The organism is Algoriphagus sp., from assembly GCF_024305035.1.
In the GTDB taxonomy this organism is placed as follows: domain Bacteria; phylum Bacteroidota; class Bacteroidia; order Cytophagales; family Cyclobacteriaceae; genus Algoriphagus.
The window spans coordinates 1-22,115 of record NZ_JAMWZB010000014.1 but is presented as its reverse complement, the minus strand read 5'-3'; the positions used below and the strand labels follow the sequence as shown (position 1 = coordinate 22,115).

General features: G+C 43.3%; 18 protein-coding genes. 12 read left to right on the top strand and 6 right to left on the bottom strand.

Features of this window, described 5'->3' with window-relative positions; all coding sequences use genetic code 11:
- Positions 1 to 32: 32 nt before the first annotated feature.
- On the top strand, positions 33 to 2,879 hold the full coding sequence (locus tag Q0L00_RS09525; RefSeq protein WP_297336649.1) for a TonB-dependent receptor: 2,847 nt from the start codon (positions 33 to 35) through the stop codon (positions 2,877 to 2,879).
- Between the two features lie 190 nt (positions 2,880 to 3,069).
- Positions 3,070 to 4,155, top strand: coding sequence for a BF3164 family lipoprotein (locus Q0L00_RS09520; protein WP_297336648.1), 1,086 nt, complete (start codon positions 3,070 to 3,072; stop codon positions 4,153 to 4,155).
- Between the two features lie 51 nt (positions 4,156 to 4,206).
- Here the strand turns inward: Q0L00_RS09520 and Q0L00_RS09515 are convergent, their stop codons facing one another.
- The gene (locus Q0L00_RS09515) at positions 4,207 to 4,767 is read right to left on the bottom strand and encodes a fasciclin domain-containing protein (RefSeq protein WP_297336647.1); all 561 of its coding nucleotides are present in this window, start codon (positions 4,765 to 4,767) and stop codon (positions 4,207 to 4,209) included.
- Between the two features lie 128 nt (positions 4,768 to 4,895).
- On the opposite strand from Q0L00_RS09515, the gene Q0L00_RS09510 reads away from it, so the two are divergent.
- From Q0L00_RS09510 to secDF, 4 genes are all read left to right on the top strand, one after another.
- Entirely contained in the window at positions 4,896 to 5,477 is a 582-nt protein-coding gene (locus Q0L00_RS09510) for a non-canonical purine NTP diphosphatase (protein ID WP_297336646.1), read from the top strand.
- A gap of 21 nt (positions 5,478 to 5,498) precedes the next feature.
- Positions 5,499 to 6,119 carry a uridine kinase gene (gene udk / locus Q0L00_RS09505; protein ID WP_297336645.1) on the top strand — a complete coding sequence of 207 codons (621 nt, stop codon included), beginning with the start codon at positions 5,499 to 5,501 and terminating at the stop codon, positions 6,117 to 6,119.
- Positions 6,120 to 6,176: 57 nt separating this feature from the next.
- Positions 6,177 to 6,521: a hypothetical protein gene (locus Q0L00_RS09500; RefSeq protein ID WP_297336644.1), complete on the top strand. Its 345-nt coding sequence runs from the start codon at positions 6,177 to 6,179 to the stop codon at positions 6,519 to 6,521.
- Between the two features lie 92 nt (positions 6,522 to 6,613).
- Entirely contained in the window at positions 6,614 to 9,565 is a 2,952-nt protein-coding gene (gene secDF, locus Q0L00_RS09495; RefSeq protein ID WP_297336643.1) for a protein translocase subunit SecDF, read from the top strand.
- Between the two features lie 48 nt (positions 9,566 to 9,613).
- Here the strand turns inward: secDF and Q0L00_RS09490 are convergent, their stop codons facing one another.
- On the bottom strand, positions 9,614 to 11,284 hold the full coding sequence (locus Q0L00_RS09490; protein ID WP_297336642.1) for a PQQ-dependent sugar dehydrogenase: 1,671 nt from the start codon (positions 11,282 to 11,284) through the stop codon (positions 9,614 to 9,616).
- A 110-nt stretch (positions 11,285 to 11,394) separates the two neighbouring features.
- Positions 11,395 to 12,786, bottom strand: a complete 1,392-nt coding sequence (locus Q0L00_RS09485) for a hypothetical protein (RefSeq protein WP_297336641.1) — start codon at positions 12,784 to 12,786, stop codon at positions 11,395 to 11,397.
- Between the two features lie 84 nt (positions 12,787 to 12,870).
- Between Q0L00_RS09485 and rbfA the strand changes: the two genes are divergently transcribed.
- Positions 12,871 to 13,254, top strand: a complete 384-nt coding sequence (gene rbfA / locus Q0L00_RS09480; protein WP_297336640.1) for a 30S ribosome-binding factor RbfA — start codon at positions 12,871 to 12,873, stop codon at positions 13,252 to 13,254.
- A 15-nt stretch (positions 13,255 to 13,269) separates the two neighbouring features.
- A complete protein-coding gene (locus Q0L00_RS09475) occupies positions 13,270 to 14,496 on the top strand; it encodes an FtsX-like permease family protein (RefSeq protein ID WP_297336639.1) in 1,227 nt (408 codons plus the stop codon).
- Positions 14,497 to 14,504: 8 nt separating this feature from the next.
- Here Q0L00_RS09475 and Q0L00_RS09470 read toward each other — a convergent pair whose 3' ends face one another.
- Positions 14,505 to 15,704: a tetratricopeptide repeat protein gene (locus Q0L00_RS09470; RefSeq protein WP_297336638.1), complete on the bottom strand. Its 1,200-nt coding sequence runs from the start codon at positions 15,702 to 15,704 to the stop codon at positions 14,505 to 14,507.
- A gap of 155 nt (positions 15,705 to 15,859) precedes the next feature.
- On the opposite strand from Q0L00_RS09470, the gene Q0L00_RS09465 reads away from it, so the two are divergent.
- Complete coding sequence (locus Q0L00_RS09465; RefSeq protein WP_297336637.1) at positions 15,860 to 16,456, top strand: hypothetical protein; 597 nt, start codon at positions 15,860 to 15,862, stop codon at positions 16,454 to 16,456.
- Here Q0L00_RS09465 and Q0L00_RS09460 read toward each other — a convergent pair whose 3' ends face one another.
- Complete coding sequence (locus tag Q0L00_RS09460; protein ID WP_297336636.1) at positions 16,457 to 16,690, bottom strand: hypothetical protein; 234 nt, start codon at positions 16,688 to 16,690, stop codon at positions 16,457 to 16,459.
- A 141-nt stretch (positions 16,691 to 16,831) separates the two neighbouring features.
- Here Q0L00_RS09460 and solA point away from each other — a divergent pair, with 141 nt between their 5' ends.
- Together solA and Q0L00_RS09450 are read left to right on the top strand one after the other, a co-directional pair.
- Positions 16,832 to 17,950 (top strand): N-methyl-L-tryptophan oxidase, encoded by a 1,119-nt coding sequence (solA, locus tag Q0L00_RS09455; protein WP_297336635.1) that lies wholly within the window; start codon positions 16,832 to 16,834, stop codon positions 17,948 to 17,950.
- A 71-nt stretch (positions 17,951 to 18,021) separates the two neighbouring features.
- On the top strand, positions 18,022 to 19,809 hold the full coding sequence (locus Q0L00_RS09450) for an ABC transporter transmembrane domain-containing protein (RefSeq protein ID WP_297336634.1): 1,788 nt from the start codon (positions 18,022 to 18,024) through the stop codon (positions 19,807 to 19,809).
- Here Q0L00_RS09450 and Q0L00_RS09445 read toward each other — a convergent pair.
- Complete coding sequence (locus Q0L00_RS09445) at positions 19,806 to 20,474, bottom strand: methyltransferase domain-containing protein (protein WP_297336633.1); 669 nt, start codon at positions 20,472 to 20,474, stop codon at positions 19,806 to 19,808. The genes Q0L00_RS09450 and Q0L00_RS09445 overlap by 4 nt on opposite strands.
- Positions 20,475 to 20,631: 157 nt before the next feature.
- Here Q0L00_RS09445 and Q0L00_RS09440 point away from each other — a divergent pair, with 157 nt between their 5' ends.
- Entirely contained in the window at positions 20,632 to 22,002 is a 1,371-nt protein-coding gene (locus Q0L00_RS09440) for an exopolysaccharide biosynthesis polyprenyl glycosylphosphotransferase (RefSeq protein ID WP_297336632.1), read from the top strand.
- Positions 22,003 to 22,115: the final 113 nt, after the last annotated feature.

Below are 22,115 nucleotides of genomic sequence, written 5' to 3'. Positions count from 1 at the left end.
TGATTCAGTCAAAGAGGGATAACAAGTAGTCTATGAAAAAGAAGTACCCATTTATTACACTGATTTTTAGCTTTTTATTGGTTTTTTCAGTGTTTGCTCAAAACCGGGAAGGTCAGGAGCTAAAATTTAAAGGAACGGTCATCGACGGCACGATAAACAAGCCTATGATCGGAGCCAATGTCCTGGTCAAAACCGTCACGGATTCCCTTCTTCGCGGTGGGGTGACGGACGGACAAGGAAAATTTGAAGTGATCAGACCGGATATTCCTCAGGTCAAGGTTGAAATTACCTTTATCGGTTACCGTACGGTAAGTAAAATCCACTCCATTCGGGAGTCTCTTGATTTGGGAGAAATTATCCTTGTGGAGGATGCCAAAGTATTGGGTGAAGTGCTGATCGAGGGGCAGGTTCCTGTTGGAGAAATGAAAGGGGATACCACTTCCTTCAATGCCAATGCTTTTAAAACTCAGGAAAATGCGCAGGCCGAGGATTTAATTCGAAAAATGCCTGGGATTACCATGCAGGGTGGACAGATTCAGGCGCAAGGCGAGGCTGTTCAAAAAATACTGGTTGATGGTCGGGAATTCTTTGGGAATGATCCGAATATTGCCCTGAGAAATTTACCTGCTGATGCGATTGATCGGGTGGAGGTCCTTGATCAGCGTTCAGATCAAAGTAGATTAACGGGTTTTGATGATGGCAATTACACCAAAACCATCAATATTATTCTTCGGGAAGATCGTAAAAACGGACAGTTTGGCCGGGTTTACAGTGGCTATGGCACCGATGATCGCTACCTGGCCGGAGGTAGCTTGAATCTGTTCAACGGGGATCAGCGGATTTCGATCCTAGGCCTGTTTAATAATGTCAATCAGCAAAATTTCTCCTCCCAAGATCTCGCAGGTCTCAGTGCCAATGCGGGAGGTGGACGACGCGGAGGGGGTGGTCGCTGGGGAGGAGGAAATAACAATTTCTTCGTCGGTGGATCAGGCGGAATCGTCGCTACCAACGCGATGGGGCTGAACTACAGTGATAAATGGGGTAATAAAGTCAATTTTACCGGAAGCTATTTTTTCAATAATTCCACTAATTCGCTTCAGCAAATCACCAATCGGGAGACGGTCGTCAATGAGGATTTTAGGCAGAATTATCAGGAAAACCTGATTAACACGGTGGATAATTATAATCACCGAGCAAATGCTCGAATCGAAGCGGATTTGAATGATAAGAACAGTATTATTCTCACCCCAAGTATTTCATTCCAAAAAAATAATACCTTTTCGGATCGCGACGCCTTAACAGTAGGAAGTGATGCGGATACCTTATCTGCACTTCGTTCGGTCAGTAATGCAGAAACGCAGGCACTATCGATCTCTAATAATTTGACTTATCGCTACAAATTTGAGAAGCCAAGGCGAACGTTTTCTACCGATATCAATACGAGTTGGAGTGATCGTGACCAGTTTTCTGACCTAAACGCAGCGAGCAATGATTATCGAAGGGATGTTTTGGACACGACTGTTCAAGAGACCAACTCAATGAATCAGGGGTTTAATTATCGGGTCAACTTGACTTTTACCGAACCGCTCGGGGAACGAGCCATTGGGACTTTGGGCTATCAGGTAGCCAATAACAAAACCCGAGCGGATCAAAAAACCCGAGTATTCAACTCAGAAAATCTCCCGGTTTTAGATACGGCCCTGAGTAATGAATTTGATAATAAATTTATTACGCAGCGATTACGAACTGGATATGCCTACAACAAGGAGGGTTGGAATGTCAATCTAAATTTGGATTATCAAAATTCCCGATTGGATAATGAGGCCTTTTTCCCAACAGAAGGAGTGTTCAAGCGTGATTTCAACAATGTATTGCCAAGTGCAAATATAGGCTACCGTAACCGGGAATCTGGTTTCAGCTGGAGAGTTCGCTACCGTACCGATACCGATGAACCCAGTGTGAACGAACTTCAAAATGTGGTCAATAATCAAAATCCGCTCAATCTAAGCGTCGGGAATCCAAACTTAGGGCAGAGCTTCAACCACAATATTTTCGCCAACATCAGTAAAGTCAACCTGGAAAAATCCCGGACACTTTTCCTGTTTGTCAATTACTCCTCGACCAGCAATTTTATCGGAAATAGTACCTTCCTGACTACCCAAGACACGCTGATAAATGGGGAGATTTTACTCAGGCCTGGAGGACAAATTTCTCAGCCTGTCAATTTGGACGGCAATTGGAGAACTCGCTTTTTCTTGACTTATGGTGCACCAATTCCAAAGCTGAAAATGCAATTTAATACCAATACCCGACTAGGTTTTAATCGTACTCCGGGTATGATCAACGGAGAGTCCAACTTCAATGATAATATTGACTTGGGCCAGGGAATCACACTAAGCAGTAACATCAGCAAAAATGTGGATTTCTCCATCAGTACAACAGGTACTTACAATATTGTAAACTCCAGTTTGCAGCAAGACCTGAACAACAATTACTACGTGCAGGAGTCCAATATTCGATTGTATTATTCCCCAAATAATGGGAGGCTTTTTTTAGGCAACACGGTGAATCACAGTTTGTACAAAGGACTTTCCGAAGGCTTTGACCAAAACTTCTGGCTGTGGAATATTGAGGGTGGATTCCGCTTTGCCAAAAACAACAAAGCCGAGTTGAAAGTAGTCATATTTGACCTTCTCAACCAAAATAATAGCATCAGTAGGACGATTTCTGACGTAGCCGTCACCGATGTCTTTACCAATGTGCTCACTCGATATGGGATGTTGACCTTTACCTACATCATAGGCAACTTCAAGCAGCCTGAGAATGAAGGAAATAGCCCTTGGCAAAGAATGCGTCCAACTGGTGGAAGGACTTGGTAGTTTAGAAAGGAGAATTTAACAGGCTGAAATTTTTACTGGTAAAACCCCGCTAATTCAATTTTAGTGGGGTTTTATTTGGAGAAGCCAGTTAAGTCTTGGTTGAAATTGATTTCCTATTCATGAATAAATGAACTCTCCTAGGTTTTGAACTGTCGTAAAATTGAATTAATTTTAGTTTAAAATTTTAGCGATGAGAATTTCTTCCACTCTATGGTTAGCTGGGTTTCTTTTTGCTTCCTGCGCGGCTCCAAAAGATGAGATGAACGATCGGATCATCACCTGGGAAGATTTTGAAATCATTCCGATAAACTCTGAAAAACATTATTTCGAGGAAGTTATCAACCCTTCCTCAATTGGCTTTCATCAGGATAGAATAATCCTCACCGAAGCATGGCGGGTTCCTGAGGAGTTTCCAAGAATGCACCTGATCGATGCAAAAAATTGGACCTACGACAAGCCAAAAGGAAAATATGGAAAGGGCCCATTTGAAATTTCAGATGTGGGACAGCTTTTGGGGGCTTCTGCTCAGGGTGAATTTTGGGTTTATTCCATTAACGCTCGAAAGGTGGTTAGATTCTCAACCACTGACCGTTCACTTTTGGGAAGGAATGAATGGAAGTTACCAGAAAATATGCCCATCATCCAAAACTTTGAAAATACTACAGCAGGAAGTTTTTTGGCCATTTTGCGGGAGGGAGCGTATATCCTTGAGGAATTGGATTCCCTAGGCAATTCTTTGGGCTCCTATGGAAAGTGGGACTCCATACCGGAACGACCTGAGTTGACAAGTAAAGATATTTCGGAATTAAATACGGGTTGGTTCAAAGGAAATCCGAAGGAAAATCTCTTTGTTTTTGCCACCTTATTTCGGGATATCCTCAAGATTTTTGATTATCAAAGCAAAGAGTGGATCACCATTCAAGGTCCAAACTTAGCATTGCCCTTATTCGATATCCATCAAACTGCCGGGCCATCCATTTTTGTGAAACCCGAATCCACCTATCGTTACCGCGATGTAATCATTACAACAGATTATATCTTTGCACTATACGGAGGGTATAGTTACCCTGAATTTACCCAAACAGGAAAAATCGCTGAGGATATCTTGATTTTTGATCATAGTGGCCAACCGCTTTGGAACTTGAAACTGGATCGATCTATCATCGAAATGGTTTTTGATGAGAAAACCAACCAAATCTACGGCCTTACCGTCGACGAAAATCCGGGAATAGCGGTTTTCGATCTTCCAGAGAAGATTAGTTTAAAACGACCTTAAAAAAGCCCCGCCCAATTCAAATGAGGCGGGGCTTAAACATGTCCAGCAAACTTACATCTTGGGAAGGACGACCGAGTCGACCGAGTGGATTACTCCATTGGATTGCCATACATCGGCAATGGTTACCTTGGATTGACCGCCATTTTCGTCGGTGATATACAGATCTTTTCCTTTCATCCAAGCAGTCAACTTTCCGCCTTGTACGGTGGTTAATACCGCTTTTCCGTTTCCTTTTTTGATGGCATCGGCAATGTCTTTGGAACCCATTTTACCAGCAACTACATGATAAGTCAACACCGCGGTCAATTGGCCTTTGTTTTCAGGCTTCAACAGCGTTTCTACGGTTCCATCAGGCAATTTGGCAAATGCAGAATTTTCGGGCGCAAAAACAGTAAATGGACCAGCTCCTTGAAGTGTTTCCACCAATCCTGCAGCTTTCACGGCAGCGACCAAAGTGGTGTGATCTTCTGAGTTAACGGCATTTTCCACAATGTTTTTGGAGGGATACATCGGGGCTCCACCCACTTCTACGGTTTTTTCCATCTGGGCAAAAGCCAGGTTGGCTGACAAAAAGGCGAAGGCTGTGATAGCCACTTTGAATAGTTTGTTCATGGTTTTGTTTTTTTTGATTTGGATTGAAATACGAGGAGGGGATTCAAGTTGGATTGCTCAGGAAGTGATATTTTTTTCTTAGGTTGGATTCCCCTTCTTTCTCTGATCAAAACCCCTATTTTTGAAGCATGAAAATTTGTTTTGCCACCAATAATGCCCATAAGATTGAAGAGGTGAAAGCTGCCTTGGGCAAGAAATTTCAGGTTGTTTCCTTAGCAGAAATAGGATGCCAGGAAGAACTCCCCGAGACGGGAGAAACGCTAGCCCACAATGCGTTTCAAAAAGCCCGCTACGTAAAGAACAATTTTGGGGTAGATTGCTTTGCCGATGATACGGGCTTGGAAGTGGTTGCTCTAAATGGAGCTCCCGGGGTCTATTCAGGACGCTATGCAGGAGAGCCTCGATCCGATGAGCGAAATATTGAATTGTTATTGAAAAATTTGGAAGGAATACCTTCCCGGAAGGCTCGGTTTCGTACCGTGATTGCCTTGATTTTGGAAGGGCAGGAATTTCAATTTGAAGGAATTGCCGAAGGGGAAATTCTCGAAAAGCGAGTGGGTGAGAAAGGTTTTGGATACGACCCCATTTTTCGTCCGGAAGGCTTTGAGCGGACTTTTGCGGAGCTGAGTATGGAGGAAAAAAATGAAATTTCCCATCGGGGAAAGGCTGTTAGGGCATTGATTGATTTTTTGAACCAAAGGAAATCCTGAAAATCATTTACCTTTGTTCCCATGCAAAAACCATTTATCGTCGGGATCACTGGGGGTTCGGCCTCTGGAAAGACTTTATTTTTGGAGCGTTTGCTCAGTACATTCGAACCCGATGAGGTGTGTTTGATTTCTCAGGACAATTATTATAAGCCACGACACCTGCAGCCTGTCGATGCACAGGGTGTACACAATTTTGATATGCCTCAAAGTATAGATTTTGAGCAATATGCAGCAGATATCCGAAGGCTACAGGCGGGAGAGACGATTCAGCGTGAGGAATACACGTTTAATAATGCCGCCAAAAAGCCGAAGATGCTCACCTTTGCCTCGGCGCCCGTGATTGTAGTGGAGGGGATTTTTGTATTGTACTATCCGGAATTAGCCAAATTGTTGGACCTGAAGATTTTTATTGACGCTAAAGATTACATTCGGTTAAAACGCAGAATCATCCGGGATAAGGTGGAGCGAGGATATGATTTGGATGATGTGTTGTATCGCTATGAAATGCATGTAATGCCGACTTATGAAAAATACATCGAACCGTTTAAGAATGATGCCGATTTGATTGTGCCAAACAATCAAAGTTTTGACAAGGCTCTTGACGTGATCCGGACTTTTCTCTGGGCCAAGTCAGGTCGATAATGCAAAAAATCAGCGAGGTACTGTTTGAATTTCAAATAATGGCTATATTTGCCCCGCATGAATTCGAATAAACAACATAGTAAACTGATCCAGCAGCGCCTGATGGTGGTGCTTGCGCTTTTGCTTTGTTTTTTTGTGTCTTCAGTAGAATATACTGGCTTTGAAGATGCTGTTTCCACCGAGCAGCAAAACCCTTCGGATTCATCAGAAACGTTCCTCAGCGTGGCAGTGGATGCGGTGGTGCCTTTTGCACTGGAGGTTACCCAAACGGCTTTTTATCTCATTTATGAAATTGTCGATTTTGAGCCGAGTTCATACCTGGCTGAGATAGTTGAGATTTTTGATTACAATCAACACGTCCAAGTACTTTTTGAGCGGATTATATCTACGAAAGGGCCCTAAATCATTTCATTTCTTTCAATTCATCCCGGCAGTCAGCTTAGACTGTCCGCTAATTCTGTGTATTTACTAAATAACAATTAATATAATTTCTCATGCAAAATAAAGGTGTCATTGTGTTTTTGACAGTGATTGTTACAGCGCTTTGTCTGTATTATCTGTCATTCACATTTGTATCCAACGGCATTCAGCAGCGCGCAAATGAATACGCCACTGATGCCAGCGGCAACGTTGACTTTGTCAAAAGAAGGGTTTATCTGGATTCGATCTGGAGAGAGCCCGTTTACAATTTTCTAGGTGCTGATTTTACCTATCAGGAAATCAAAGAAACCGAGCTAGGTCTAGGTCTGGATTTGCAAGGAGGTATGCACGTGACTTTGGAAGTTTCTCCGGTGGAAATTGTCAAAGGTATTGCTGGAAACCCCAAAGATCCGGCTTTCAACAAATCGGTAGATGACGCCCGTGAAATCGCCAAAACCTCCGATGAAAAGTTTGTGGATATTTTCTATGCCGAGTGGCAAAAGAACAATCCCGGCAAAGAACTCAGCAGCATTTTTGCTACAGCGGCCAATCGAGGAAGGATTTCTTTGGAAACACCCGATAGTGAAATTTTGGATATCATTGATACGGAAGTGGAAAATGCCATCGACCGTTCATTTAATATTCTCAGAACTCGTATTGACAGATTTGGTACTTCACAGCCCAATATTCAGCGGATTCAGGGATCTGGTCGGATTCAAATCGAACTTCCAGGTGTCGACAACCAGGAACGGGTCAGAAACCTCCTTCAAGGGGTGGCCAAACTTCAGTTCTGGGAAGTTGCTGAAATCAATGAGATTTCCGGTGCGCTAGATGCCATCAATAGTGCCTGGGTGGCGAATAATCAGGGGACAGAAGAAGAACCTGTTGAAGAATACGAAGAAGGAATGTCTGAGGAGGATTCACTTCGAATTGCACTTGAAAAGCAATTGGAAGAAATTGATCCGATGAATCAAAATAACGATGTTTCTCCGATCTACAGCTTACTGCAGCCCAATATGGGACTTGCCTATCAAGTAAGAGATACGGTTACCATCAATCAAATTCTTCAAAACGAGAATTACAGCTCGCTTATTCCCCGTGATATCAAATTCCTCTGGGGAGTCAAACCTTTTGTCATGGAAGATGGCACCGAGGTGCTGGAGCTTTATGCAATCAATGCACCAAGAGGAACAGAACAAGCCCCTCTTGAAGGCGATGTAGTGACTGATGCCAGACAGGTTTTGGATCAGACCTCTCGACCGGCGGTATCCATGCAGATGAATGCAGAAGGAGCCAGAAAGTGGAGACAGATTACCGGTTCTAATATTGGGCGAAGAATCGCTGTGGTATTGGATGATTTTGTGTACACCGCTCCTGTGGTAAATGGAGAAATTCCTTCCGGGCAATCAGAAATCGCTGGAAATTTCACCATTCAGGAGGCTCAAGATTTGGCAAATATCCTAAAATCAGGATCCTTGCCCGCACCTACACAAATTGTAGAGGAAAGCATTATCGGTCCTACCCTTGGTAAAGAAGCACAAAGTCAGGGTATCATTTCCATGATCGCAGGGCTGTTGATCGTGGTGTTATTTATGGTTGCCTATTATTCCAAAGGGGGCTTTGTAGCAGTAGCAGCCTTGATTTTCAACATCTTCTTTATTCTGGGTATTTTGGCCCAATTGGGAGCGGCATTGACCCTACCGGGTATTGCCGGTATTGTACTGACTATCGGTATGTCAATTGATGCCAACGTACTGATTTTTGAGCGGATTAAAGAAGAATTGCGAAACGGTGCCGGGCTGATGGCCTCCATCAATGCGGGGTATAATAAAGCTTTCTCCGCTATACTTGACTCCAACGTCACGACTTTCCTGACTGGTGCTATTCTTTACGCTTTGGGGCAAGGTCCCGTAAAAGGATTTGCCGTGGTATTGATGATCGGTATCGCTTCTTCTTTCTTTTCCTCAGTTTTCATCACACGAGTGATTGTTTCTTGGATGACCAAGAAGGGAGAAAAGAGTTCGCTTAGCTTTGCGACCCCATTTGCTAAAAACGCATTGAGCGACTTAAACTTTGATTTCCTTTCCAAGCGAAAATTCGCTTATTTGATCTCCACCGGAGTGATTATCCTAGGTCTAGGAATCGCAGCAATCAATGGACTGAAATTCGGTGTCGATTTCACCGGGGGACGTTCCTACATTGTGGCTTTCCAGGAGCCAATGGTTCCTTCTGAACTTAAAGTAGGCTTGGATAGGGAATTTGACGGCTCGGTAGAAGTGAAAACCTACGGATCCAATAATGTCCTAAAAGTGACCACTTCTTACCTGATCAATGAAGATGATGATGAGTCTAATCGTGCAGTTGAGGAAAAAGTAAAAGAAGGAATAGCGACCGTAACTGGGTTTAACTTTACTGAAGATAGTGGAAACCTAACCGAAGGACAGTTTGCCATTACCGGCTCCTCCAAAGTTGGCGCCACTGTCGCTGATGATATCAAAGCCTCTTCTGTGGAGGCAATGGTAGTCGCTATTCTTGCGATCTTCCTTTACATTTTGATTCGATTCCGTAAGTGGCAGTATTCCCTGGCTTCGATTATCGCCTTGATCCACGATACCTTGTTTGTGCTTTCAGCTTTTGCCATAGCCAGTGCATTTGGTGCGACCTTCGAAATCGATCAGGTGTTTATCGCTGCAGTATTGACTGTGATTGGTTACTCGATCAATGATACGGTGATTGTATTTGACCGAATTCGAGAAAATATCGAACTCCGAGGAACCAACAAATTGGTCAAGGTATTCAATGAAGCGATCAATTTGACCCTTGGTCGAACCTTGATTACTTCCTTCACTACCTTGATTGTGGTGATCGTACTCTTGATCTTCGGTGGTGAGGTGTTAAGAGGATTCTCTTTTGCCTTGTTTATCGGGATTGTAGTGGGTACTTATTCTTCGATTTATATAGCCACTCCTGTAGTAGTCGATCTGATGAAAAGGGAATTGGACCAAGAAAAAGAGAAAGTTGCTTAAATCACCCTAAAAATCAAAAGCGGCTCCCAATTTTGGGAGCCGTTTTTTTTAGCTTTTGATTTTATAGATTTTTCCATCGGCCTTGGTCATCAGGTAAACTTGGCCGCTGGCATCCTGCCCAAATTTCAAATCTACTCGACCTCCACCGATCATCTGCTGGAGGCTTATTCTTTCCCCATTAAGGATTAGGTTCCAGGTTTTTACTAATGGTGAGCCTTCACCATTCAAATCTGCAAAAAATAACTTTCCACTTGGAACATCTCCAAAAAGCCACTTTCCTTTTAAAGGTCCATTTTTTGCAAAATAGCCACCGATGATCGCATTCAGCTCATCATGATCCAGCTGAATCAAAGGATAGTGGGCATTGAGTTGATCATCATCCTCCGGCAGGGCAAAAATTTCATCCATATTTCCGTACGGATTGATAACAAAGGTTCCTTCCCGTTGCGGCCAACCGTAAAAGGCCCCAGCTTCGATCTTGTTGAGTTCTTCAATTTGTTGATGACCAATGTCGGTGGCGTACATTTGCCCTTTTTCATCCCAAAAAATTCGATTGGGATTGCGAAATCCGTAAGCAAATACCTCTCCGGCTTTTTGTGTTTCGGCTACAAATGGATTTTCTTCAGGGATACCATATTTTCCATTTTTACTGTTGTTTCCCAGTGGATCGATTCTCAAAATACTGCTCCAAGGCATTCTTCCTTGATGATCGGCGATAAAAGGAAAGCCACTTTCTGCGCTGCCTCCATCACCTATTCCGATGTAAAGCAAGCCAAAATCAGAATCGGTTTTTTTGGCTTTTGGCCGAAAGGCTAATTCTTGCATGCCGTGAATTTGGGTGACCACATTAATGCGCAGCAATTCCCTTCCTATTCCTTCATAGGGCCTTTTTTCCGGCTGATCAGTCTTCCATTCGGTCAAAACCCACTGCATCAAAACCGGGATGCTGTCTGGGTAGGCGAAGTCAGCAGGTGCAGTCCCTCCAGGTTCAGTATGCGAGGTGTAGAGTAGTCCATTTTCACGAAATTCCGGGTGAAAGGCATAGCTTCCAAAACCGGTAGCGAGTCCTGGTTTGGAGATCAGTTTGGGCCGGCGTCTTTTCAAATCGAAATAGACTTCGGGTTGGTCTCCTACTAATTCGTATAGCACCCCGTGTTGGTCCTGCACAAAAATCCTTCCCGAAGAGGGTTCTGATTCCAGCTTGGTAATTTTAGCCAAAGGAGGGATGGTGTCGCTAGCAGGAATCTGGGTAAAAAACTCAATAGGCAGATCGATTCCAGAATCCGAAAGGGAATCTGGAATCGGATCATCGATCGCCATTTCATTTTGGGCTTTTGGGCTTTTGGAAAAAGAATGCATGTAAGCCAGCAGAGCATCTAGTTCTTCAGCTGTTAACTGTGGAAAGGCGGGCATGTAGCTATTGAATTCTTCGAAAAGGGAAACTGCCCTATGGTCTTTGGAATCAATTAATTTGCTTGGATTGGTAATAAATTGTTTAATCCAGGATTGATCTACTTGGCGGGTTAGTCCACTGAGATTTGGACCGATGGTAGTTTGGGAGAAGCTGTGACAAGCCGCACAATTGGTTTGAAAAAGTACTTTTCCCTCTTGGATTTGGGCAGGATCTGTAGAATATTCAGATCCTTTGCTGTTTTCATTTGCTGCATCGCAGGAAAAAAGAGCCCAACTGAACCCGATATAAATTTGCCATTGTTTCATCGTGCCTACGAATTAGCCGATTTTGTGAACCTTTCAAAATAATGTGTAGATAAAAGAGAGAAAGGGATGGTAAAAATTACGGAATGGATTTCTGAATTTTAAAACAGAACCTAGTCAATGAGCCGATAAACCCCAGGAGTAGGTTGTGCATATTCACGCTCCAATTCCGGATAATCTTCCAAAAGCCGTTCAAACACTCCTTCCGGATCCAGAATTACTGGAGGTTTTTGGGAATGGATCATTGTGAATAGTTTGGCCCGTTGGGTAAGGTTTCGTTCTTGTTCGAGAAAAAGTTTACTGAGGTGAAAATTTAAAAAAGGTCCCGTAAATCTGCTGTTCAAGTATCCGTTAAGCCTATCCCCCAGAATCATCACACCATCGGGATAATTTTCCTGTCCTGATTTTTGATCGACAAAATACTGCTCGTTTAATTCGGGTTGACTACGCATGACCCACCAGCAACCCAATGGAAGAAGAAATATTAAAACACTAAACGAAACCCGGACAAGCACGCTCTTTTTGGTGTAGATCAGAAAAGAAGTAATCAAATAACTGAGCATAGGTAAAAGACTGACCCACTGATAGGTGGCTTGACGCTTGGCAAAGAATATTCCGATGCCTGCAAAAATCATCCAGATCAACATGATCTGTCGTTGTTTTTGTTGATTGATCGTCGCCCCTCTAAAAATAGAACTGACCAAAAAGCCCAATAAAGCCAATGAAAGGGGAATTGCTGCAAGCCCCAGCCAAAGGGAATAGGGTTGATAGTGATATTTTTCGGATAGAAAGATTAAGGGCCAAATCTGAATAGCCTCGTCTAGGCCTTCATTCCAGTAATAGAAAACTGAAATCAGAAGAAGAGGCAAAAGGTAACCTGCCAGGGAAAGTACGAGTTGACGAAAGCTAAATCCGCTGATTGCGATTCCCGCAAAAATCATAAAGGGTAAAAAGACGATGTAAATTGGGTGAAAACCAGTAGCCAAACCGCCGTAAATTCCGATCAGTAAAGTTGACTCGCTACTGTCCTTTTGTAGGACAGTTTGTGAAAAAAGCTGATTTAAAGCCAATAAAAGGAAGGTACTTCCCAAAAGAGCCGGAGTCAGCCCCAGCAGATCAAAACTTAAATGGAAGAGCGCCAGCAAAACCATAGCTGGCAGATAGGTGTTTTCGTCAAAAACGCGGTACCGAATTAAAGTAAAGTTCCAATAGATCACCTGAAACATGATGAAACCTCTCCCAACGAGTTCATAGGCCATTACATTTCGACCAAAAATCCAATCCAGAAATAAAAAGAATCCCGCCGAAAGCGGTCCATTGTCATCAATAATATCTTGGTAAAGAAAATATCCATCTCCTAGGCGCTGTCCCAATAGCATCCAACCCAATTGCGGGGCGGTGATCGGAAAATCAGAAAAGACCAAATACAACAAGGTCCACAAAATGAGGAACAAACTCACACCAATGAGTCGGAAAGGGTCGTTTACTTTGAAAAATTGATACAAGGATAGGAAGTCTTAAAGATTGCTTGGGTTCGAAATTAAAGCTTACCCAAGTATTTCGCTAAATTTGTACCATAAATACTTCAGATGGAAAGTAAAAGACAACAAAAACACGCAAAACTTCTTCAAAAAGAGCTTGGAGAGATCTTCCAAAAGGAAGCTCGTCACCTTATCGGCCGTGCCATGGTTACGATCACACGAGTGATGGTCAGCCCGGATTTGGGAGTCGCCAAAGTTTATTTGAGTGTTTTGCTGGCTGAGCCAAAGGAAATCTATGACCTGGTCAATGATCACAAGAAAGAGATCAGACTTTATTTAAGTAAGCGTATTGGAAAATCCGTTCGGATAATCCCCGAACTTGCTTTTTTTCCGGATGAATCCGCCTCCTATGCTCAATATATGGATAAAGTAATTGGTGACTTGAATATTCCTCCCGCACCCGAGCAGGAAGATGAAGATGAGGAAAATTAATGACGAATTGATCTGTTGAATCTCAGTTACTTCATAGCCGCCCGATATTTTCGCAGTAAAAAAAAGCGAAATTTCATTGCTGTGCTGTCCACCATTTCGATGGTTGGAGTGGCAGTGGGGACGATGGCATTAGTGATTGTCATGTCCGTATTTAACGGGCTGGAAGATTTGATTCGGGGTATTTTTGCGAGTTTTGATGCAGAATTGAAAATTGAAGCCTCTGTAGGAAAAAGCTTTGTGGTGGACCAAGAGTGGCTTGCAGGAATCCGGCAAATGGAAGGTGTAGCCGTCCTGACCGAAGTGATTGAAGATCATGCGCTATTGGATTATCGGGGGAATCAAATGGTGGGCACGATCAAGGGAGTTTCAGACAATTTTCTGGATCAGGACAGATTTTCCAAAGGATATTTTTGGGGAGATACGACCTTGGGTACAGCTAAGCGTCCTGCAGCGATTTTGGGAAGAGGGGTAGCGTTTTTCCTCTCGGTTAATCTCGATGATTTTAATGTTCCACTCAAGGTTTTTTATCCCAAAGCGCCTCGTAGTGCAGCTTCCCTTGATCCGTCCCAGTTGTATGCTTCGGCCATCTTAGAGCCTGTGGCTTTTTTCTCAGTAGACCGGCAGTTTGATGATGAGTACATCATTGCTCCACTCAGATTTACTCAAGAGCTCTTGAATTATGGCAATAAACGAACGTCCCTTGAAATCAAAGTCGCTGACGGCTACCGGGTAGCCGAAGTTCAGGAGCGGCTAAAAAAGGAGCTCGGCGAGGAGTTTTTAGTAAAAAATACCGATGAGCAGCATGCCGGTTTACTTCGGACGGTAAAGCTCGAGAAACTTTTCGTGTTCCTTACCCTGACTTTTATTTTAGCAATTGCTTCATTCAATATTTTCTTTTCCCTTAGTATGCTGGCCATCGAAAAGCGAAAGGATATGGCCATACTGAAAGCAATGGGGGCACCAAATCAACTGATTCGACGAATTTTTCTAAAACAGGGGGCCTTGATTGCTTTTAGCGGTGCGCTTAGTGGACTAATTCTGGGGTATTTGGTTTGTCTGGCACAGCAGAATTTTGGCTTGGTTTCACTGGGCATTTCATCTGCTTTAGTGGATGCCTATCCCGTCAAAATAATTTTTTGGGATTTTATCTGGATTAGTTTGGCCGTTGTGGGGATAACCCTGCTTGCTTCTTGGCGTCCCGCTTTGATCGCCGCTCGGGTGGATTCGGTAAAGGAGCTTTAGGTAAAAATTTAGTTACAGATTTTATCCAAAATCGGTTTTGCCTCCTCCATTCCCATGGACAGTGCCTGATTTAAATCCTGGCAGGCTTCTTGGTTCCGATCTAATCGATGAAAGGTAATTCCCCGGTGAAAATATCCTGTTGGATTCTGAGGGTCTAGGGCGATCAATTGGACAAAATCGGCTAAAGCCTCCTCGGATTTGTTTTGATAATAGCGGGCTTGGCCCCTTCTGAGCAAGAGTAAAGGATCCTGATTCGAGAGGGAAAGGGCCTTGGAGTAGTCCCTTTCGGCTTTTTCCCATTCCTTTAGTTTTGCGAATGCATTTCCCCGATAATCCCAGTTTTCCACATCTTCGGGAAAAATGGAAATAGCCTCGGTAAAATCTGAGATTGCTCCTGGGTAATCCTCGTGGGTCAGGCGATGATATCCTCTTAATTTCCAGGCTTGGGGATCTTCGGGATCATCCGAAATGGCCTGAGTTAAGATTTCCAGCTTTTCCTTGTCTCCCCCCTCTTCTACTAAAATAATTCGCTGCCGGGCCAGGTAATGATTGGGGTTAATTTCCACGGCTTTTTTTAAAGCGATCAAAGCCTCGGTTTCTTGACCCATTTCCATCAGTACTTTTCCCTTTTCAGCGTGAAAATCAGCCACATTGTCCTGATATAAAATCGCCGAATCCAGATAGGTCAAGGCTTTTGGAAAATCTTGCATGCCCATTCGGCTCAATCCCAAATGGTACCATACCTCCGAAGGATTGGGCGTCTGGGCGGTGAAAACACCAGAAAATCCACGGTCGGTTGCTGATTTTTTATAGATGATTTGGGTGGTTTCCCCTTTGGGAAGTCGGTGGTAGGTGAGAAAATCTTTTTCCGCTAGTTCGTAGCGCTCCAGGCGCAGGTTTAATCTTCCTCTGCTCATGTACACTTCGGCCAATTCTGGATTCAACTCGAGGGCGATGGCGTAATTTTCTAACGCAAATTGTACCCCATCTCCCTCAAAATTTTCGTAGACCTGTCCCATATACCAATAGCCAAGCGGGTCTTGGGGATTCTTTTGAATCCACATTTCGAACTGTAAATAGGCCGTCTCATAGTCCTCTTGATTGAATGCCTCGATTCCCAGGTCGAATTCCGAATCCGGATGTACCTCCTGAGCAATTAAGGTGCTAAAAAACAGGACACAACAGAGACTTAAAAGAAGATTTTTCATAAATTCATTTGATTTCAATCAGCTGAAAATCAATTCATTTGAGCAATTTGTAGGATGTTTTTTAGGCTTAATTTCAAAAAAACATCCTACTTTTGTCCTTAGGCACATTTATTGATTTTCAGGCAATCACCCTAGCCTTTCAAATTTAACGATACATGAAACAATTTAACCGAAGCATTCTATTCTTTTTCTTAACCATTGCTTTTCAGTCAGTAGCTCAGAATAGTTCGGATCAACAAAATTCGCTCCAATCGGGGACCATTGACAGTCAGTTTGATTACCTCTATGAGGTTTCCAATAATTTTCAGGAATACAAAGTAGTAAAACGGAGCAATCTAGACCAACTCAAATCCAATATTTTGGATTCAATGCAGACGATGCGCGCCGAAGTCCTCGATATCAAAAATCAAATCAAAAGTCAAAATGATTCCATTGCTGCTATCAATCAGCGTCTGGAACAATCCGAAATCGAGAAGCAAGAGGCCATCGACGCTAAGGATAACTTTTCTTTCTTGGGGATGGGAATCCAAAAAGGAGTCTATTCTTCCATCATGTGGATTTTAGTGGCAGGGCTTGCACTGGCTTTGGCTTTCTTTTCTTTTCAGTATTTCAAAAGCTTCAAAAAAATCCAAAAAGCCCAGCGTGATTTGGCCGATTTGCAGGAAGAGTTTGATCAGCATCGAAAAAACACACTTGAGCGGGAGCGAAAACTTAAGCGGGAATTGATCGATGCCCAAATGGGAAAATCCTGATCAAAAGGCTACCCAAATCAGAAATCCAATCCAAAACACACTAATTCCGGCAAAAAAGATGATCCGGCCGATTACTTTTTTGGATTCATGTTTTTTTGATTTTTCGTAGGAATCAAATTCGACCACGCCGCCCTGAGTGGTATTTTCGAACTCATATTTTTTGAGTAAATCCAGCATTTTGTAGCCCCGAAAGGCTAGGTAAGCTCCTAAGAAAGTGATGATGAAACCAACCATAAGACAAGTTTTTTGAACTTCAAGCTATCTTTTTTCTTGCGGATAGTCAGAACGAATGATTAATTGCCAAGCCCCATTTATTCTGTGTTGGGAAAAGATGATTTTTTGGTTAATTAAGCCCTTCAAAATGCTTTGGTTTTCATGAAGGAATACAACGCTATCGTCATCGGATTGGGAGCAGTAGGTTCTGCGGCCCTCTATTTTTTGTCCAAAAATGGGACTCAGGTGCTTGGTATTGATCGTTTTGATCCGCCTCACCCGATGGGTTCTTCCCATGGGGAAACGCGGATTTCGCGCCTTGCTGTGGGAGAGGGACAGGAATATGTAAAACTCGCTAGGCGCTCACAGGAGATATGGAATCAGCTGGGACAGGAAAGCTCCCAACAATTGTTTTGTCAGACAGGCGGGTTATTGATCGATTCTGGCCTTCGGCCCTGGACTAAACATGGGGGAAGCAGTTTTTTTGATACCACCTGCCAAATCGCCCAATCCGAGAAAATACAACATGAAATTTTGAGTGAGGAATCGATCCGAAAGCGCTATCCGGCATTTGTGCTTAGCGATCAAGCGAGAGGATATTTGGAGCGTTCGGCAGGCTATGCTTTTCCCGAGCGGATTATTCGGGCCCAGCTAGATTTGGCCGAAAGAAACGGCGCAAAAATTCGTATTAATCAGCCTGTTCGGTCCATTCAGCAAAGGAACGGTTGGGTGGAAATTGATCTAATACACGAGCGGTTTAGAGCCAGGCAGGTGGTGATTGCTGCAGGGGGGTGGATCTTGGATTTTTTGGAAAAAGAGGAAAAAGAAAGGTTAAAAATTTCCCGACAAGTCCTCCATTGGATCGCTTTTGAGAAGGGAAGCCCGATGGCAGAATTGAATTCAGTATTTATGTGGGGCTTTGGGCCCAATCCCTCCGATTTTCTCTATGGTTTTCCGAGTTTGGATGGAAGCACGATCAAAATTGCCACTGAACAATTTGAAGATTCTGGGCATCCGGATTTGCTCTTACGTTCGGTAAGTCGCAGGGAAAAGGAACGATTTTGGGAAGAAAAACTTCAGGGGAAATTTCAGGGGTTGTTGCCTAAATTCGAACGAAGTGAGGTTTGTTTTTACACGCTTACACCCGATGCGAAATTTGTCATCCGAAATCATCCCCAGATGGATCAGGTTAAGTTCGTGTCTGCTTGTTCGGGACATGGATTCAAGCACGCTTCTGCCTTGGGTGAAGAGCTAGCAGGAGAACTTCTAATGCGCTTTTAACGAGTAAGAAAAATAAGTGCATGGTATTCCTGTGAAAAGGCCTAATTTTGCGGATTGAAGGACGATCAAGTATGGCGAAAAAACGAGGGAATGCTTTGGAAGAGCATGAAAAGCGGCGATTGAATAAGCAGAATTTCAAAAAGCTGGGAGGGATTTTCCAGTTTATGCTCCCTTACCGGGGTACCTTTATTTTAGGATTGGTATTTTTACTCCTTTCCTCCCTGACTCTGCTTACTTTTCCCTTCGTAGCTGGCAAACTGATTGATACTGCTCAGGGCTCCGACTGGATTGTCTCTGACATTAATTCCATTGCTTTAATCCTGTTGGGGATTTTGGCTGTGCAAAGTCTATTTTCTTTCTTTCGCGTTTGGACCTTTGCATTGGTTTCTGAACGATCCATGAGGGATATCCGTCAGGCGCTGTACAGCAAATTGCTTCGGCTTCCCATGACCTTTTTTGACCAACGAAGAACGGGAGAATTGATTTCCCGAATCACTTCAGATGTAAGTCTTTTGCAAGATACATTTTCGGTAACATTGGCAGAGCTTTTCAGACAGGTGGTTACCTTGGTCGCAGGAGTAGGATTTTTAATTTTCACCACTCCAAAACTCACCTTGTTTATGTTGGGGACTTTCCCTGTATTGGTAATTTTAGCCATGGTTTTTGGACGCTTTATCCGCAGCCTTTCCAAAAAGACCCAGGATGAACTTGCGCTAGCCAATGTCATCGTTGAGGAGACCTTGCAGTCCATTGCAACGGTTAAGTCATTTGTGGGTGAAACATATGAGTCTGCGCGCTATTCCAAGGGGCTCAACAATGTCGTGGCGATTGCTTTGAAGTCCGCGAAGTATCGCGGAGCTTTTATCTCCTTTGTCATTTTTGCTTTATTTGGAGGAATCGTTGCGGTGATGTGGTATGGGGCCAGTTTGGTGGCCTCTGGAGAAATGAGTACTGGCGAATTGGTGTCTTTTGTATTATACACGACCTTCATTGGAGGATCCATTGCCGGACTGGGAGATATTTATGGACAGGTGCAAAAAGCCATCGGTAGTTCTGAACGGGTTTTGGAAATCATGGATGAAAAACCCGAAACTTCGAGTGGTCGAAAAGAAGTAGGTTTCGAGGGAAAAATTGAGTTTGATCAGGTTACTTTTCAGTATCCAACTCGGCCCGAAGTGGAGGTGCTCCAGTCGCTTTCCTTTTATGTCAATCCTGGTGAAAAAGTGGCCCTTGCTGGGCATTCGGGAGCTGGAAAATCGACCATTATCCAACTTTTACTTCGATTCTATGAAGTCAATTCCGGGCAGATCCGACTGGATCATGTAGCCCTTGACCAGTGGAACTTGGAGGAAGTGCGAAGTCATATCGGGATGGTGCCACAGGAAGTCCTGCTTTTCGGTGGTTCTATCCGAGAAAATATCGCTTATGCCAAACCAACTGCTACCGAGGAGGAAATCATTCTGGCAGCAAAAAAAGCAAATGCGTGGCAATTTATTTCCCAGTTTCCAGAAGGGATGGATACCCTGGTGGGTGAGCGCGGGGTAAAGCTTTCCGGAGGTCAGCGGCAACGTGTGGCCATCGCTAGGGCGATTTTAAAGAATCCGTCTATTTTGATCTTGGATGAGGCCACCTCCTCTCTGGACGCAGAGTCAGAGGCTTTGGTACAGGAGGCCTTGGATGAGCTTATGAAGGGTCGCACGACTATCATCATCGCACATCGATTGGCGACTATTCGAAAAGTAGATCGCATTTACGTGCTCAGTGAAGGTAAAATCGTGGAGCAGGGTAATCATTTAGAGCTATTGGATCGGGAAGATGGGTTTTATGCCAATCTAGTCAGGCTTCAGTTTGCAGACTAAAAATTGTGTGCAGTGATGGATTTGCAGAGCCCGAGGACTTTTTCGAGGTAGAGTTTGCTGTCAGGGAAAAGTTGTTTCATTTCTTTTTGATCCAAAAGTCTGATTTCTTCCAAATATTGTTGAGCAGCTGATTCCGGCCAACGATGTAGTCGACTGAGTTTGGTTTGAGTTAAGGTTTTGAAAAGTAATTTCTTAGGCCAAAACTGTGCAAAAGGCAAAGCATAGTGAGCTTCTATGGGAAAGTAGCGGTTGGGTGTTTGTACAAAATATTTTTTACCGATACGGAGAATTTCTGAAGCCATTTTCTGCTGATTTTCAAAAGTATACAAATGCTCGATGACTGAGTTGGAAAAAACCAGATCAAAGGATGCCTCCGGATATTCGGGCATGGCCGTAGCGTCTCCGGTTACACTGATTAGTTTTGCCTGAGAAGTTTTGGATTGGGAGAGGTTGAGTAGGGTGATGCTTAGATGCGGCAAGTCAAGGATTTTACTTTTCTTCCAAAACTCAGGTGTGCCGCCCACATCCAAAATTGAAATGGATTGATCTGCTGAAAAATGACTAAAAAAAAGTGATTCAAATACAGCTTGACGTTGTTGGCGAAATTTTGCTCCTAATGAATTAGGGTTTTCGGATGAATCAACTAAATCAGAAAATGAAATCATGAATGACCAATTGGTTTTTTGGGTATAAATTAATATCAAAAGTAATCATGCTTGAGGATTCTTTTCTTAATTTTGGATACGAAAATGAGCAATTCCAATACAAGGATCAACCTAGCCTGGTTTTTGAAGAGTTCAGATTGTTTGCGTAGGCATTTTTATGAAACGAAGATTTGATAAATATTTCCCGTGGTTATTTACGACAAGTGATTTTATAATCTCATTACTTTCCTTGTTGGCTTTAAATCTGATTTTAAGCTTTTTGGGGATTTTTGAAGGTGCCGAATTTGATGCTTTTTTGCCTTTATCCTTGCTTTGGTTATTGATTTCAAGTCTTCGGAAAGATTATAAAATCGGTCGGACCGATGAGTATGAGCGTACGCTGAGTCAACTGCTGGTCACGGTATTTTGGTTTGTGGGAGCATCGGCGATTTTGTGGCTTCCTTTTCAGACTCCTCAACTACAGGTCATTCCCGTCTTGACTTTGGGAATTGGCATGTTGGTTTTAATGGGAGCATTTCGAATTGCTGTCCACATGAGCTTGCGGAAGTACCGTGCCAAGGGTCATAATTTTCAGAATGCGGTTATTGTCGGTAAAGGCGGAACCAGTCCTAAATTGGCCGATGTGTTCCGCATCCGGAAGGATTTTGGGATTAATTTTCTCGGATATTTTGATGATCAGGCCAACTGTAACCAAACACGGGGAGGAATTGCAGATTTCTTCAAAGAAGCCAGTTCACTTGACTTGGACTTAATTTACATCCACGAACATTTGGAGCCTAAGCTGGTCAAAAAAGTGATTGATTTTGCGGATGAAAACTACATCAAAGTCAAGATGATTCCAGGAGGAAGTCTTCAGTTGGAGAAAAATTTATCCTTTTCGAAGTATGGTGAATTTTTTGTGATCAATGTCAATGAAATTCCGCTTGATAGCGCATTTAATAGTTTAGCCAAGCGATTATTTGATGTAATTTTTGCCTCTTTGGTAATAGTTTTTATTCTTTCTTGGCTCATTCCTTTGGTCGGGCTGTTGATCAAATGGGAGTCCAAAGGGCCTGTGTTTTTTATTCAAAAGCGAAATGGTGTCAATAACAAAGAGTTCAATTGCCTGAAGTTTCGTTCGATGACCCCCAATGACTATGCAGATTCCGTTCAGGCGGTGAAAAATGACCCAAGGGTCACACGAATTGGATCTTTTTTACGGACGACCTCTCTGGATGAAATGCCGCAATTTATCAATGTGTTATTGGGCGATATGTCAATCGTGGGGCCGCGTCCGCATACGATTCCGATGAATAAAACCTTTAAGACCCAAATTGAGCGGTATAATTCCAGGCATAAAATCCGCCCAGGAATTACTGGTTTGGCACAGGTTCGAGGGTATCGTGGTGAAATTGAAAATCCATTTCAGATTCGGTCTCGAGTGCGATTGGATTCCTTTTACATCAACAATTGGTCATTTCTCCTGGATATGGGCATCATGATTAAGACCATCCATGAATTGGTATTCAATCGTGAAAATGCCTATTGATTTCACTACTCCACAAAACAATGAAAAGCCCGATGAAATGTTTTGTATTTCATCGGGCTTTTTCGGTGTGCCCAGCATGGGCGATAGCTATAGGGTGCAAGTCCCGAACACGC